We start from the raw sequence: 13,740 nt of genomic DNA, 5'->3' as shown, positions 1-13,740 counted from the left end.
AGCGCAGCAGAATCGGGGATTCAGGCGAGAGAGGAGGGGATGGAGCCGCCCAAGGGAATCGAACCCTTGACCTTCTCATTACGAGTGAGATGCTCTGCCGACTGAGCTAGGGCGGCGTGGGCCGGGCTGACGCCCGACGCACAGTCAGATAGCTTACCCGATCCGGCGGGGTACTGACGACCAGGCGCGGACTGCGGTCAGCGCACCTGGGTTCCGAGGGTGGAGAGCTGCTCGAACGAGCTGCGGAGGCGGTCGGAGAGCGGTTCGACGCCGCCGTGGTCCGCCCAGCAGGACCAGGCGTGGCGCATGCCCGCGAACGCGACGTAGGTCACCAGCCGCGCCCGCTGGTGCAGCGCCTCCTGGTCGGCGGCGAGCTCCGGGTCGTCATGGGCCAGGCGGCGCTGGACCACCCCGCTCAGCGCATCCTCGAACTTGTGCATGCTCGCCATCCGTAGGGCGAAGAGCTCCGGGTTGTCCTTGAGCAGGGCGCGGCGGAGCTCGTGGAGGCGGTGGACGCTCTCCGGCCCGGAGGTCCGCTCGTCGGCATCCGGGTCGGACGTGTCGCCGAGGTCGATCGCCGCGATGAGCAGGGTGCTGATCCCATCCAGGATGGGCTGCTCCGGGCCGGCAGCCACGAACTGCTCGATGGTCTCCTCGTCGGGCAGCTCCGGCAGCTCGCCGATGATGGCCGACTCCTTCGACGGGAAGTAGTTGAAGAACGTGCGCGGCGAGACGTTGGCGACGTGGCTGATCTCGTCGATCGTGACGCGGTCGAACCCGCGTTCGCTCGCCAGCTCGACGGCGGCGAGCTGGATGGCGCGGCGGGTCGCGATGCGCTTGCGCTCGCGGAGGCCCGGCTCGCTCACCAGGGCATCGGGGGCGGCAGACACATCCACGATTATTTCACTCGCTGCAAAATTGCACCACTCACCTTGGCGTTTCGGCGTCGCTCAGCAAGTCTTGCCCTTCTCGGGCACCGTTCCTGAGACGAGGTAGGAGTCCACCGTGTCGTTCACGCAGGAATTCGACTTGTTGTACGCGGTGTGCCCCTCGCCCTTGTAGGTGAGCAGGTGGCCGTTCTGAAGCTCGGAAGCGAGGTTCTTCGCCCACACGTACGGGGTCGCCGGGTCGTTCGTCGTGCCGACGACGAGGATGGGCGCGGAGCCGTCGGCCGCGATGGGGCCACGGTCTCCCGTCGCCTTGTACGGCCAGTGCGCGCAGCCGATGTCGCCGTACGCCATGTACGGGCCGATGACGGGCGCGGCCTTCGCCAACTCGGCCGCCTGCTGCCGCATCACGGCCGGGTCGGCGTCGTACGTGTAGTCGAGGCAGTTGATCGCGACGAACGCCTCGGTGGAGTTGTCGGAGTACGTGCCGTCGGAGTCGCGGTTGTTGTAGGTGTCGGCGAGCGTGAAGGCGACGGACGCGCTCCCCTTCATCACCGACTCGAACAGCTTGTCGAGGTACGACCACGCGGTGGCGTCGTACAGCGGCGTGATGATGGCCGTCACGAGCGTGTTCGCGCCGAGCTCCCGGCCGTCGGAATTCTGGATGGGGCTCTTCTCCACTGCCGCCAGCAGCTGCCCGACCGTGGTCATCGCCTCGTCGACGGTGCCGGTGAAGGGGCAGTCCTTGCGGGTCAGGCAGTCGGCGAGATAGGCCCGCAGGGCGCTCTCGAAGCCCTTGGCCTGCACCTCGGTGACGTCGAAGTTGGTGGCGGCCGGATCCAGGGCGCCGTCGAGCACGAGTCTTCCCGTCTTGCCCGGGTAGAGCCCGGCGTAGACCGCGCCGAGGTAGGTGCCGTACGAGTAGCCGAGGTAGTTCAGCTTCTTGTCTCCCAGGGTCGCCCGCAGCAGGTCGAGGTCGCGCGCGGCGGACACCGTGTCGACGCGGGGCAGCGGCGCGCCGGTGTTCTTCTTGCAGGCGTCGCCGAAGTCCTTCGCGACCTTCGTGTTGGCCGCGATCCACTCGTCGGAGCCGCGCTGACCCGGCGTGATGCCGTAGAGGTAGTCGTCCATCTGCTTGGCGTCGTAGCACTTCACCGCGGTGGAGCGGCCGACGCCGCGGGGGTCGAAGCCGACGATGTCGAAGTGGTCCTGAAGCGTCTTGTCGGCGACGAAGTCGACGGAGTCCTTCACGAAGTCGTACCCGGACGCGCCCGGGCCGCCGGGGTTGGTCAGCAGCGAGCCCTGCTTCGTGCCCTTCGCCGGCTGGCGGATGAGGGCGAGCTCGATCTCGCCCTTCGCCGGGGCGTTCCAGTCGAGCGGCGCCTTGGCGGTCGTGCACTGCATCCCGTTGCCGCAGCCGGTCCACTTCAGCACCTGGCCGTAGTAGGGCTGCAGCGCCGCGGCGACCTTCTCGGGCGACGGGGTGGAGGTGCCGGACGTCTTCGCCGGGAGGAACCACGTGACGCACCCGCTCAGGGTCAGCGCCAGCACCGCGGCGAGCGCCACGACGGCGGTGAGCGCGCTGCGCCGGCGGGGCGCCGAGGGGCCGGGTCGGGTGATCACAGGTCGCTCCCCTTTCGTGCGGTCGTGCCGCGCAGGATCGTGGTCAGCATGGCCTCGAGGGCGAGGGCCGGGGCGACGTTGCCGTCGATGCGCTCCCGCGCGGTCGCCACGGCGTCCATCGCGGCGAGCGTAGCGGCCGGAGTCGTGTGGGTGCTGAGAGCGTCGAGCTCGGCGCGGAGCTCCCGGTTGACCAGCTCGCTGTCGGTGCCCAGCTGGAGCATCATGACGTCGCGGTGGAGCGAGAGCAGGTCGACCAGGATGCGGTCGATGCCGTCGCGGAGGCTGCGCGTCGCCCGGCGCTTCTGGTCCTCTTCCAGCTGCCGCAGCTGGCCGCGCAGCGCGGGAGGGATGGTGCCTCCCGGCTCGACGCCGAGCGAGCGGAGGGCGTGCTCGCGTTCTTCTGCGTCGCGCTCCTCGGTGATGGCCTTCGCGTCGGCGCCCGCGATCTCGAGCAGGGTCGCGGCGGCGAGCACGGCGTCGGAGACCGAGCGGATGCCGAGGGCGAGCTGCAGCGTCTGCTCGCGGCGGCGTCGTGCCTCCTCGTTGGTGGCGAGGCGGTGCGCCATGCCGATGTGGCTCTGGGCGTGGCGCGCGGCGCGCTCAGCGGCTTCGGCGTCCACCCCGTCGCGGCGCTGGATGAGCTCGGCGACATCGTCGACGCTCGGCACCCGGAGGCGCACGGTGCGGACCCGGGAGCGGATGGTCGGGAGCAGGTCGGCCTCGCTCGGCGCGCACAGGATCCACACCGTGCGCTCCGGCGGCTCCTCCAGCGCTTTGAGCAGCACGTTGGAGGTGCGCTCGGTCATGCGGTCGGCGTCCTCGATGACCATGACCCGGTAGCGGCCGACGGACGGCGAGAATTGCGAGCTGGCGACCAGTGACCGCACCTCGTCGATGGAGATGATGACCCGTTCGGTGCTGAGCACGGCGAGGTCGGGATGCGTGCGCGCGTCGACCTGGCGGCGGGTGGCGAGGTCGCCCTCCGGCGTTCCGGGGCTGAGCAGCGCGGTTGCGAACGCGTACGCGAGGTTCGAGCGGCCGGAGCCGGGCGGCCCCGTGATGAGCCAGGAGTGCGTCATGCCACGGTTGGCGGGGCCGCCGGAGGCGGCGCCGGACCCCTCCGCGGCGGCGCGGACGACCTCGATCGCCTCGTCCTGCCCCGTGAGCTCGTCCCACACCGTCATGCGTTCCAGGCTAGCCGTCACCGCGGACACCCGCGGACGGCTGTGGAGAACACGGCGGCTGGGGAGAAACGCGTGCGTCCGGACCGGATGCGCCGGGGCCGAATGCGTCAGACCCGTCCGCTGAGGCGCTCGCGGATCTCGGCTGCGATGTCATCGACGGGACGTGCGGCGTCGACCACCAGGAACCGCTCCGGCTCGGCTGCGGCGAGCCGGAGGTAGGCCTCCCGGACCCGGGCGTGGAAGTCGGAGCGCTCCGCCTCCAGCCGGTCGTAGCGGGTGCGCGCGCTGTCGAGGCGGGCTCGGGCGGCGTCCTCGTCGAGGTCGAGCAGGATGGTGAGGTCGGGCAGCAGGCCCTCTGCGGCCCACAGCGACAGGTCGCGGATCTGCTGCGCGTCGAGCACCCGCCCTGCGCCCTGGTAGGCGACGGACGAGTCGATGTAGCGGTCCTGGAGCACGATGTCGCCGCGCTCCAGCGCTGGGCGCACCAGCGTGGCCACGTGGTGGGCGCGGTCGGCCGCGTAGAGGAGGGCTTCGGCGCGGGGCGCGATGTCGCCGCGGTGGTGGAGGACGATCTCGCGCACCTCCACCCCGAATTTCGTCCCGCCGGGCTCCCGGGTGCGGACGACGGTCCGCCCCTGGGCGACCAGCCACTCCTCGAGGAGTGCGGCCTGCGTCGACTTTCCGACGCCGTCTCCGCCCTCCAGCGTGATGAAGAGGCCGGCGGTCACTCTGCGGTCTTCTTCGCGGCGGCCTTCGTCGTGGTCTTCTTCGCCGTCGTTGCCTTGGCCGTCGCCGCCTTCTTCGCGGTGGTGGTCTTCGCCGTGCTCGCCTTGGCCGTGGTCGTGCGGCGGGCGGGCTTCTTGGCCGGACCCTTCGCGCGCTTGTCGGCGAGCAGCTGCACGGCACGGTCGAAGTCGACCTCGTCGACGGTCTCGCCGCGCGGGATGGTCGCGTTGGTCTCGCCATCGGTGACGTACGCGCCGAAGCGGCCGTCCTTGATCCGGATCGGCTTGCCGCTGACCGGATCGGCGTCGAACTCCTTGAGCGCGCTGGACGCCCGGCGGTTGCCGTACTTGGGCTGAGCGAACAGCTCCAGCGCTCCGGCCAGGTCGATGTCGAAGATGTCGTCCTCGCTCGGAAGGGAGCGGGTGTCCGTCCCCTTCTTCAGGTACGGCCCGTAGCGCCCGTTCTGCGCCTGGATCTCGTCTCCGCTCTCCGGGTCGGCGCCGACGACGCGCGGGAGGTCGAGCAGCTTGAGGGCCGTCTCGAGGTCGAGCGTCGCGAGGTCCATCGACTTGAACAGGGAGGCGGTGCGGGGCTTCGCCGCCGCGGCCTTCTTGGTCTTCTTCGCCGGCTCCACCACCTCACCGGTGGCGGAGTCGACGCTCGGCTCCTCCTCCGGGTCGGCCTCGGTGACGTACGGCCCGAACCGGCCGTCCTTCGCGAGCACGACCTTGCCGTTCTCCGGGTTGGTGCCGAGGACGCGGTCCGTCTGCACCGGGGCCTCGATCAGCTCGCGCGCCTTGGCGGGTGTGAGCTCGTCGGGGGCGAGGTCCGGCGGGATGTTCACGCGCCGCGGCGGCGCATCCGGACCGGCCTCGGTGTCGGCGACCTCGAGGTAGGGGCCGTACTTGCCGATGCGGAGGGTGACACCCTCGTCGATCGTGATGGAGTTGATGCTGCGGGCGTCGATCTCGCCGAGGTTGTCGATGACCCGGCGCAGGCCCTTGTGCTTGTCGCTCCCGAAGTAGAAGCTGTTCAGCCAGTCCACGCGCTCCGCCTCGCCGTCGGCGATGCGGTCGAGGTCGTCCTCCATCTCGGCGGTGAAGTCGTACTGCACCAGGTCGGCGAAGTAGTCCTCCAGCAGCCGGACGACGGAGAACGCCACCCAGCTCGGCACCAGCGCCTGACCGCGCTGCGTGACGTAGCCGCGGTCGATGATCGTGGAGATGATGCTCGCGAACGTCGAGGGGCGCCCGATCCCGAGCTCCTCCAGCGTCTTGACGAGGCTCGCCTCGGTGTAGCGGGGCGGCGGGGTGGTCTCGTGGCCGTCCGCTGCGATGTCGCGCACCTCGAGCGCCTGGCCCTCCGTCAGCGGCGGAAGCTTCGCCTCGGCGGAGTCGGACGCGTTGCGCTCCTCATCCTTGCCCTCCTCGTAGGCGTTGAGGAAGCCGCGGAACGTGATGACGGTGCCGCTCGCGGTGAACTCGGCGACCGTGCCGTCGAGCGGCCCCTCGCCGACCCGCGCCTCGACGGTCACGGAGGCCGTCTGGCCCTTCGCGTCCGCCATCTGCGAGGCGACGGTGCGCTTCCAGATCAGGTCGTAGAGGCGGAACTCCGGCCCGCGAAGCGAGCGCTCGAGCTCCGCCGGCGTGCGGAAGGTCTCGCCGGAGGGACGGATCGCCTCGTGCGCCTCCTGCGCGTTCTTGCTCTTGGAGGCGTACGTGCGCGGCTTCTCCGGGACGGTCTCCGGGCCGTACAGCTTCGCCGCCTGCGCCCGGGCGGCGTTGGTCGCCTGCTGCGAGAGCGACGAGGAGTCGGTTCGCATATAGGTGATGTAGCCGTTCTCGTAGAGCGACTGGGCGACGCTCATCGTCTGCCGTGCGGAGAAGCGCAGCTTGCGGGCGGCCTCCTGCTGGAGCGTGGAGGTGGTGAACGGCGCCGCCGGACGACGCGAGTACGGCTTCGTGTCGAGCTTGGACACGGCGACCGCCGTGCTCGGCTGGCGAACGGCCGCCGCGAGCGCGGTCGCCGACGCCTCGTCGAGCGTGCGCGCGCCGGAGGTGAGGCGGCCGTGGTCGTCGAAGTCGCGGCCGGTGGCGACGCGGTCGCCGTCGATGCGCGCGAGCCGCGCCTCGAACGTGCTCGCGTCCTCGGGCGCCAGCTGGGCCGTGAGGCCCCAGTACGACGCGGGGACGAAGGCGAGCCGTTCGCGCTCCCGGTCGACGACGAGTCGGGTGGCGGCGGACTGGACCCGGCCGGCCGAGAGGCCGGGGCCGACCTTGCGCCAGAGCACGGGCGAGACCTCGTAGCCGTAGAGGCGGTCGAGGATGCGCCGGGTCTCCTGAGCGTCGACCAGAGCGGTGTCGATCTCGCGGGTGTTGTCGCGGGCCTTCTCGATGGCCTCGCGGGTGATCTCGTGGAAGACCATCCGCTTCACGGGGATCTTCGGCTTCAGCACCTCGACGAGGTGCCAGGCGATGGCCTCGCCCTCGCGGTCCTCATCCGTGGCGAGCAGGAGTTCGTCCGCGTTCTTCAGCGCGCGCTTGAGGTCGGCGACCGTCTTCTTCTTCTGGTCGGACACCACGTAGTAGGGCTCGAACTCGTTCTCGACGTCGACGGAGAACTTGCCGAGGGAGCCCTTCTTCAGCTCGGGCGGCAGGTTCTTCGGCTCGATGAGGTCGCGGATGTGCCCGACCGAGGCCATGACCTCGTAGCCGTCGCCCAGATACTGCGCGATCGACTTCACCTTGTTGGGTGACTCGACGATGACGAGCTTCTTCGTGTCAGGCACGTGACTCCTCTTAATATGCACACACTGTGTCGTCCACAGCTGACGGTCTCGCCCGTTGGGACGAACGCGGCGCTCCCCCTGCTGCGACGGTTCACGACCCGCGCGGTCCGTGCGGCCGACAGGCAAACCATACACACCTTCGCCGTTCGTCTGCCTAATCGTGTCGAGCCCGTTCGCCGTGGGCGCAGCCTGCACAAGGCCCGCAGACCCTATGCGCGGCACGATGCCGAGAGGACAATGAGGACATGGCAACGACGACGACGTACACAGCCAAACTGATCGACGGCCCCCTCGAGGGCAAGACCATCTCGACCGGCTTCCTCGACTCCGGAGACGCCCGTCCCCGTCTCGAGATCTCGGCCTCTGCGGGCGCGAAGCACTATCTCTACGTGCGCGCCGCGGGTTCGGAGGTCGAGTTCGCGTCGGACGACGGTCGCGGACGCCTTCCGACCGCGGTCGCATACCGCTACGTGGAGACCGTGTTCGACTGATCCCGCCTGCAGCGGGTGCGGTCCCGGCCGGCGTGGCCTCGCCGAGACCGGGCGGCGGCCCGGCGCGCGCGGTCGCGGACGCCGAAAGCGCGAGATACGGGACCGTGACGGCCACGGTGACCACCGATCCCTCCTGAGCGCAGGAGGACAGCGCAGCGCCGTTGGACCGGGCCACCGTCTCGGCCAGATCGCACGGGATGCCGGGCGAGCGTCCGCTCGCCGCGTCGGCCCCGGCAAGCGCCGCCAGGTCGGCGGCCGCGGCGGCGCGTGCTCGCGCCGCAAACGCTCCGACCGCGGTGATCGCCCCGGCTGCCACGGCTACGACGACCCCGACGGAGGCCAGCGCGAGCACCGACCCCGTGCCCCGCTCGCTCCGAACCAGCCGCCGGATTCGTCGCGCCCACGGAGCCGTTCCTCGTCGTGTCATTCGTCGCTCCCCTCGTCGAGGGCGCACGCCCGCGCGCTGATCCGGACGCCGATGATGCTGAGCGCCCCCTCGGGCGCGATGAGCTTGACGCACGTTGTGCTCCCGTGCGGTTCGACCGAAACGGCCGTTCCCGCCGGCAGCTCGGCACCGCCGGGGTCGTCGCCCCGGGCCGCCAGACGGGCGGCCGAGGCGGCGGAGGCCGCGAGGCCGGCGTGCGCGGCCGCGCCGACCACGACGGCGACGCACAGCGCGACGCAGGCCAGCACCACCGGCGTCGCGATCGCGAACTCCGCCGTCACGCTCCCCCGCTCCCCTCGCACGTCAGCCTCCGGCGAGCGCACGGTGCACCAAGTCGCTCAACAGGCTCTTGACCTCGTCGCCCTTCAGCAGGGCGACGAGCAGGCCCGCGAAGCCGACGGCGGCGAGGATCGTGATCGCGTACTCGGCCGTCGCAGCACCGCGCTCCTCCCGTAAGCGGGACGCCAAGGTTCGCCAGCTCGTATGTGCTCGCCTTCTCTGTGCTCGCCTTCTCTGTGCTCGCCTTCTCTGTGCTCGCCTTCTCCATGTGCACTCCATCGGTTCCTCCTCCAGGTCGGGTGCGGTGGTTCCATGCTTCCGGCGGCGGGCCAGCCGATGTCGGCGGCGCCGAGATCTGTGGGGAACTCATCTCCACCCCTCGGCTGTGGACGACAACAGGGACAGCAGCAGCGGCACCACGGCGAGCAGGACGAAGCTCGGGAGAACACACACTCCGAGCGGGACCATCAGGCGCACCCCGAGCGCGGCAGCGGCCGAGCGGGCCTCCGCCCGCGCCGACCGGCGACGCTGCCGCGCGGAGGCGGTCAGGAGCTCCACCGCGGGCACACCGGTCGCGGCGGCGAGCCGCAGGGTCACCCGCGCACCGTCGTCGTCCGGAGGCGCAAGCCCGCACCCCGCCGCGGCCTCCGTCGCCAGCCGACGTCCGGCCTCCGCCGACGCGCCTCCCGACAGGGCGATGGCGATCAGCTCCTCGGCGAGGCCCGGATGCGGCCTCCGGGCGGTCGCGCGGCGCACGAGCCCCCGCATCCACCATCGTCCGGCCAGCATGAGCAGTGCGCCGCCTCCGAGCGTCACCGCCCCTGCCGGCGACACGGCCGTCCCGGCGAGGTCCGCGCCGACGGCGACGGCCAGGAGGGCACCAACGGCTGGAAGCCACGACACCAGGCGCGCGGTCGCGCGGGGACCGCTCAGGGCGACGTCGGCCTCCCGCTCCGCCTCCGCCGCATCCCTGAGCGTTTCGGCGATCGTGCGGAGCGCGTGTCCGAGGGGCGCGCCGGAGACCTCGGCGACGCTCCACACGGTCGCGATGCTGCGGACGTCATCCGTCGTCGCAGCCCGCGCGAGGGCCGCGGCGCACGAATCCCCGTCCTGTTGCAGACCAGCGAGCACGCTCACGGCGACGGGGTGCACGCCATGGTCGGCCGCGGCGGACCAGGCAGTACGCGGCGAAAGTCCCGCGTCGAGCATGACGGCGAGCGACTCGGCCAGCGCCGCGACCCGATCCGCCTCGGCACCCGGCGGACGACGCCTGCGCGGCCGCCACCGCGCCCCGCGCGCCGGCCGCCTCACGCCTCCACCACCGCGAGACGGCCGGACGCATCCAGCCGCAGCCGCCCAAAGCCCGCGACCCTGCGAATCCCGTCGGTCCGGACCAGATGCACCACCAGCCCGATCGCGCTGACGGCCTGGCGGGCGAGCGCGTGCTCGCTCATCCCCGCCAGCGCGCCGAGCGCCTCCAGCCGAGCGGGCACGTCGCCCAGCGAGTTCGCGTGCAGCGTGCCGGCGCCACCGTCGTGACCCGTGTTCAGCGCGCCGAGCAGATCCTGCACCTCGGCTCCCCGGCACTCACCCAGCACCAGACGATCGGGTCGCATCCGGAGGGCCTCGCGCACGAGCCGGCGCAGATCGACACCGCCCGCGCCCTCCAGATTGGGCTGCCGCGTCTCGAGCCCGACCACGTGCGGGTGCGGGATGCGGAGCTCGGCGACGTCTTCGATCACGACGATGCGCTCCCCCGGCGGCGCATGGCCCAGCAGCGCGGCGAGCAGCGTCGTCTTCCCCGTGCCGCCCGCTCCCGTGATGAGGAGGTTGGTGCGGGTGCGGACCGCGTCCAGCAGGACGCGACGCTCGCGTTCCTGCATCGCGCCGGAGGCCACGAGGTCGGCGAGACCCGGCTGGGCCGCTGTCGGGACCCGGATCGACAGCAGCGCTCCCCCGGTCGACACCGGCGGGAGCACCGCGTGGACGCGCACACCACCGCGAAGCCGCACATCGACGAACGGGGTCGCCTCGTCGATGTGCCGTCCGCCCGCTGCGATCAGGCGGACGGCCAGCTCGCGCGCGGTCCTCCGGTCGGCCCGCCAACTCGTTTCGAGCCGTAGGCCCTCTCGGGCGTCGTCGGTCCAGAGCTCGCCCGTGCCGGTCAGGAAGACATCGGTCACCCCCGGCCGGAGCAGGTAGGGGGCGAGGGGCCCGAACGTCTGCCAGTGTCCTGGCTCCGCAGGAGATGCTGTGGGGGTGTCGACCATACGCCGACGCTACGGAGACCCGCGACCGCCGGCGGTCGCGGACCCGGATCTGTGGACAACAGACCGAAGGGTCACCCTGTGGATGACATCGAGCCACCGGTTAAAAAAGGGGGGCCGCACCTATTGGGGGGAACAGGTGCGGCCACTGCGGCGCAGGATTGGGGGGAATCGATTGCGCCGCACGCACGAATTTTCATTCGGCCGGGGTCCAGTTTACGCAGAATCAATGCAAACGCAAGTCTCCTGGGGCTGCGGTTCCGCCAGGTTGTAGAGTCAGGGATTGTCGCGCCACGACTCGTATCGACCGCATCGCAAAGGAGCGAAAAGACTCCCCATGAGCAACACAATCGACAACCTGCTCCACGAAGCCCGCCGGTTCCCGCCGAGCGACGAGTTCGCCGCGAACGCCGTCGCCCAGGCCGAACTGTACGAGCGCGCGGCCGAGGACCGCCTCGGCTTCTGGGCCGACCAGTCCCGCGAGCTGCTCCACTGGCACACGCCGTTCACGCGCACCCTGGACTGGAGCAACCCGCCATTCGCGAAGTGGTTCGACGACGGCGAGCTCAACGTGGCGTACAACTGCCTCGACCGTCACGTCCTCGCCGGCGACGGCGACCGCGTCGCGATCCACTGGGAGGGCGAGCCGGGAGACACCCGGACCATCACCTACGCCGAGCTGACCGCAGAGGTCAAGAAGGCGGCCAACCTCCTGACCAGCCTCGGCATCCGAGCGGGCGACCGCGTCGCGATCTACCTGCCGATGATCCCGGAGGCGGTCGTCGCGATGCTCGCGGTCGCGCGCATCGGGGCCGTCCACTCCGTGGTCTTCGGCGGTTTCAGCGCGGAGAGCCTGCGCTCCCGGATCGACGACGCCGAGGCGAAGCTCGTGATCACCGCCGACGGCGGCTGGCGCAAGGGCCGGGTGTTCCCCCTGAAGGACGCGGTGGACGCCGCCCTCACCGGCGAGGCCACCACCGTGGAGCACGTGCTGGTGGTCAAGCGCGGGGAGAACGAGGTCGCCTGGACCGAGGGCCGCGACCTGTGGTGGCACGACGAGCTCGCCCTGGTCGACGCCGATCACGTCGCGAAGGCCTTCCCGGCGGAGCAGCCGCTGTTCATCCTCTACACCTCGGGGACCACGGGGAAGCCCAAGGGCATCCTGCACACCACCGGCGGCTACCTCACACAGGCCGCGTTCACCCACAAGAATGTCTTCGACCTGCACCCCGAGTCGGACGTGTACTGGTGCAGCGCCGACGTCGGCTGGATCACCGGTCACACCTACGTCGTCTACGGTCCCCTCGCCAACGGCGCGACCCAGGTGCTGTACGAGGGCACGCCGGAGACGCCGCATCCCGGTCGCTGGTGGGAGCTGATCGAGAAGTACAAGGTCTCGATCTTCTACACGGCTCCCACGGCCATCCGCTCGTTCATGAAGCTCGGGCGGCAGCACCCGCAGCGGTTCGACCTCTCGAGCCTGCGCGTGCTCGGCTCGGTGGGCGAACCCATCAACCCCGAGGCGTGGATGTGGTACCGCGACGTCATCGGCGGCGACAGGACTCCGATCGTCGACACCTGGTGGCAGACCGAGACCGGAGCGATCATGGTGTCGGCCCTTCCCGGCGTCACCACGCTGAAGCCGGGCAGCGCACAGGTGCCGCTGCCCGGTATCTCGATCGACATCCTCGACGAGGCCGGGACGCCGGTCGGCAAGGACCAGGGTGGCCTCCTCGTGGTCACCGAGCCGTGGCCGAGCATGCTGCGCGGCATCTGGGGCGACCCGGAGCGCTTCACGGAGACCTACTGGTCGAAGTTCGGCGACAAGTACTTCGCCGGCGATGGGGCCCGGTACGACTCCGACGGCGAGATCTGGCTGATGGGCCGCGTCGACGACGTGATGAACGTCTCCGGCCACCGGCTCTCCACGGCGGAGATCGAGTCGGCGCTGGTCGCGCACCCCTTCACGGCCGAGGCCGCGGTGGTGGGCGCCGCCGACGAGACGACCGGTCAGGCCGTCGTCGCCTTCGTGATCATCAAGCAGAACCAGCTGGAGCAGGCGGAGGCGCTGGATGTTGCCGCCGAGCTGCGCAAGCACGTCGCGCAGCAGATCGGCGCCATCGCGCGCCCGCGGGATATCTTCATCGTCTCTGAGCTTCCGAAGACCCGGTCCGGCAAGATCATGCGGCGCCTGCTGCGGGATGTGGCGGAGGGCCGCGAGGTCGGCGACACGACCACCCTGGCGGACACCGCGGTGATGAGCTCGATCCAGGCCAAACTGTCCTAGCCCGCGGGCCGGAAGAACGACGAAGGGGCGGCGCCAGGTGGCGCCGCCCCTTCGTCGTTCCCGCGGTCAGTCGACGGCGAGGACGAGCTCCACCTCGACGGGCGAGTCGAGCGGCAGCACAGCGACCCCGACCGCCGAGCGGGCGTGCACGCCGGCGTCGCCGAAGATCTCGCCGAGCACCTCCGAGGCGCCGTTGACGACGCCCGGCTGCCCGGTGAACGCGGGGTCGGAGGCGACGAAGCCGACGACCTTGACGACCCGGGTGACGCGGTCGAGCGAGCCGAGCACGCTCTTCGCCGCGGCGAGGGCGTTGAGCGCGCAGATGCGCGCGTAATCCTTGGCGTCCGCCGGCGGCACGAGGCCGTCGGCCTCGCCGACCTTGCCGGTGGCGGGCAGCGCGCCCGCGACCATCGGCAGCTGGCCGGAGGTGTAGACGTGGGAGCCGTCGAGCACGGCCGGTGTGTACGCGGCGACTGGAGGGACGACCTCCGGCAGCGTGATCCCGAGCTCTGCGAGTCGGGCGTCGATGTCCGCCATCAGTCCTGATCCCCGTCCTGCACCGGGCGCTTGAGATAGGCGACCAGGCCGCCCTCCGGACCCGTCACGATCTGCACCAGCTCCCAGCCGTCGGAGCCCCAGTTGTTCAGGATCGCGGCGGTGTTGTGGATCATCAGCGGGGTGGTCAGGTACTCCCAGCGCGGCATCGTGCTCCTTGATTCGGGGGATTTCGCAGGTTCATCACCTACTCTGATCCTATGTCTGC

Annotated in this window: 13 protein-coding genes, 1 tRNA gene and 1 pseudogene; 2 read left to right on the top strand and 13 right to left on the bottom strand. The window is 70.8% G+C overall.

Translation table 11 applies throughout. The features are described 5' to 3' along the window. Positions 1 to 40: 40 nt before the first annotated feature. The 6 genes from P5G59_RS14225 to topA all read right to left on the bottom strand — a co-directional run bounded on the left by P5G59_RS14225 (position 41) and on the right by topA (position 7,208). Positions 41 to 116, bottom strand: a tRNA-Thr gene (locus tag P5G59_RS14225). A gap of 81 nt (positions 117 to 197) precedes the next feature. After that, positions 198 to 890, bottom strand: coding sequence for a TetR family transcriptional regulator (locus tag P5G59_RS14220; protein ID WP_301219654.1), 693 nt, complete (start codon positions 888 to 890; stop codon positions 198 to 200). Between the two features lie 60 nt (positions 891 to 950). Then, a complete protein-coding gene (locus tag P5G59_RS14215; protein ID WP_301219653.1) occupies positions 951 to 2,510 on the bottom strand; it encodes an alpha/beta hydrolase in 1,560 nt (519 codons plus the stop codon). Next, positions 2,507 to 3,694 (bottom strand): DNA polymerase III subunit delta', encoded by a 1,188-nt coding sequence (locus P5G59_RS14210; protein ID WP_301219652.1) that lies wholly within the window; start codon positions 3,692 to 3,694, stop codon positions 2,507 to 2,509. The genes P5G59_RS14215 and P5G59_RS14210 overlap by 4 nt, the downstream gene beginning before the upstream one ends. Before the next feature lie 107 nt (positions 3,695 to 3,801). After that, positions 3,802 to 4,422 (bottom strand): dTMP kinase, encoded by a 621-nt coding sequence (gene tmk, locus P5G59_RS14205; RefSeq protein WP_301219651.1) that lies wholly within the window; start codon positions 4,420 to 4,422, stop codon positions 3,802 to 3,804. Further along, entirely contained in the window at positions 4,419 to 7,208 is a 2,790-nt protein-coding gene (topA, locus tag P5G59_RS14200; protein ID WP_301219650.1) for a type I DNA topoisomerase, read from the bottom strand. The genes tmk and topA overlap by 4 nt, the downstream gene beginning before the upstream one ends. 245 nt (positions 7,209 to 7,453) lie before the next feature. On the opposite strand from topA, the gene P5G59_RS14195 reads away from it, so the two are divergent. Beyond that, positions 7,454 to 7,699: a hypothetical protein gene (locus P5G59_RS14195; protein ID WP_301219649.1), complete on the top strand. Its 246-nt coding sequence runs from the start codon at positions 7,454 to 7,456 to the stop codon at positions 7,697 to 7,699. A 67-nt stretch (positions 7,700 to 7,766) separates the two neighbouring features. On the opposite strand, the pseudogene P5G59_RS20785 reads toward P5G59_RS14195, so the two are convergent. The 5 genes and pseudogenes from P5G59_RS20785 to P5G59_RS14175 all read right to left on the bottom strand — a co-directional run. Then, a pseudogene (locus P5G59_RS20785) lies at positions 7,767 to 8,126 on the bottom strand (Rv3654c family TadE-like protein); the annotation flags it as partial. Beyond that, positions 8,123 to 8,425: a hypothetical protein gene (locus tag P5G59_RS14190; protein WP_301219648.1), complete on the bottom strand. Its 303-nt coding sequence runs from the start codon at positions 8,423 to 8,425 to the stop codon at positions 8,123 to 8,125. The pseudogene P5G59_RS20785 and the gene P5G59_RS14190, both read right to left, overlap by 4 nt. A gap of 22 nt (positions 8,426 to 8,447) precedes the next feature. After that, positions 8,448 to 8,612 carry a DUF4244 domain-containing protein gene (locus P5G59_RS14185; protein ID WP_301219647.1) on the bottom strand — a complete coding sequence of 55 codons (165 nt, stop codon included), beginning with the start codon at positions 8,610 to 8,612 and terminating at the stop codon, positions 8,448 to 8,450. A 177-nt stretch (positions 8,613 to 8,789) separates the two neighbouring features. Next, positions 8,790 to 9,734, bottom strand: coding sequence for a type II secretion system F family protein (locus P5G59_RS14180; protein WP_301219646.1), 945 nt, complete (start codon positions 9,732 to 9,734; stop codon positions 8,790 to 8,792). Next, a complete protein-coding gene (locus tag P5G59_RS14175; RefSeq protein WP_301219645.1) occupies positions 9,731 to 10,693 on the bottom strand; it encodes a TadA family conjugal transfer-associated ATPase in 963 nt (320 codons plus the stop codon). The genes P5G59_RS14180 and P5G59_RS14175 overlap by 4 nt, the downstream gene beginning before the upstream one ends. A gap of 334 nt (positions 10,694 to 11,027) precedes the next feature. Here P5G59_RS14175 and acs point away from each other — a divergent pair, with 334 nt between their 5' ends. Beyond that, a complete protein-coding gene (acs, locus tag P5G59_RS14170) occupies positions 11,028 to 12,977 on the top strand; it encodes an acetate--CoA ligase (RefSeq protein ID WP_301219644.1) in 1,950 nt (649 codons plus the stop codon). Positions 12,978 to 13,043: 66 nt separating this feature from the next. Here the strand turns inward: acs and P5G59_RS14165 are convergent, their stop codons facing one another. Further along, complete coding sequence (locus P5G59_RS14165; RefSeq protein WP_301219643.1) at positions 13,044 to 13,514, bottom strand: RidA family protein; 471 nt, start codon at positions 13,512 to 13,514, stop codon at positions 13,044 to 13,046. Next, on the bottom strand, positions 13,514 to 13,681 hold the full coding sequence (sp36, locus tag P5G59_RS14160) for a Sp36 family protein (protein ID WP_301219642.1): 168 nt from the start codon (positions 13,679 to 13,681) through the stop codon (positions 13,514 to 13,516). The genes P5G59_RS14165 and sp36 overlap by 1 nt, the downstream gene beginning before the upstream one ends. Between the last annotated feature and the right edge of the window lie 59 nt (positions 13,682 to 13,740).

It is taken from the genome of Leifsonia virtsii, assembly GCF_030433675.1.
GTDB classification, from domain to species: Bacteria; Actinomycetota; Actinomycetes; order Actinomycetales; family Microbacteriaceae; genus Leifsonia; species Leifsonia virtsii.
The sequence above is the reverse complement of the archived record's forward strand: the minus strand, read 5'-3'. Positions and strand labels throughout refer to the sequence as shown.

What these genes read in the sequence shown, in the direction of transcription:
- P5G59_RS14210 (WP_301219652.1), bottom strand. Translation starts at nt 3,694, where the DNA reads ATGACGGTGTGGGACGAGCTCACGGGGCAGGACGAGGCGATCGAGGTC.
- P5G59_RS14195 (WP_301219649.1), top strand. Translation starts at nt 7,454, where the DNA reads ATGGCAACGACGACGACGTACACAGCCAAACTGATCGACGGCCCCCTC.
- P5G59_RS14175 (WP_301219645.1), bottom strand. Translation starts at nt 10,693, where the DNA reads ATGGTCGACACCCCCACAGCATCTCCTGCGGAGCCAGGACACTGGCAG.
- acs (WP_301219644.1), top strand. Translation starts at nt 11,028, where the DNA reads ATGAGCAACACAATCGACAACCTGCTCCACGAAGCCCGCCGGTTCCCG.
- P5G59_RS14165 (WP_301219643.1), bottom strand. Translation starts at nt 13,514, where the DNA reads ATGGCGGACATCGACGCCCGACTCGCAGAGCTCGGGATCACGCTGCCG.
- sp36 (WP_301219642.1), bottom strand. Translation starts at nt 13,681, where the DNA reads ATGCCGCGCTGGGAGTACCTGACCACCCCGCTGATGATCCACAACACC.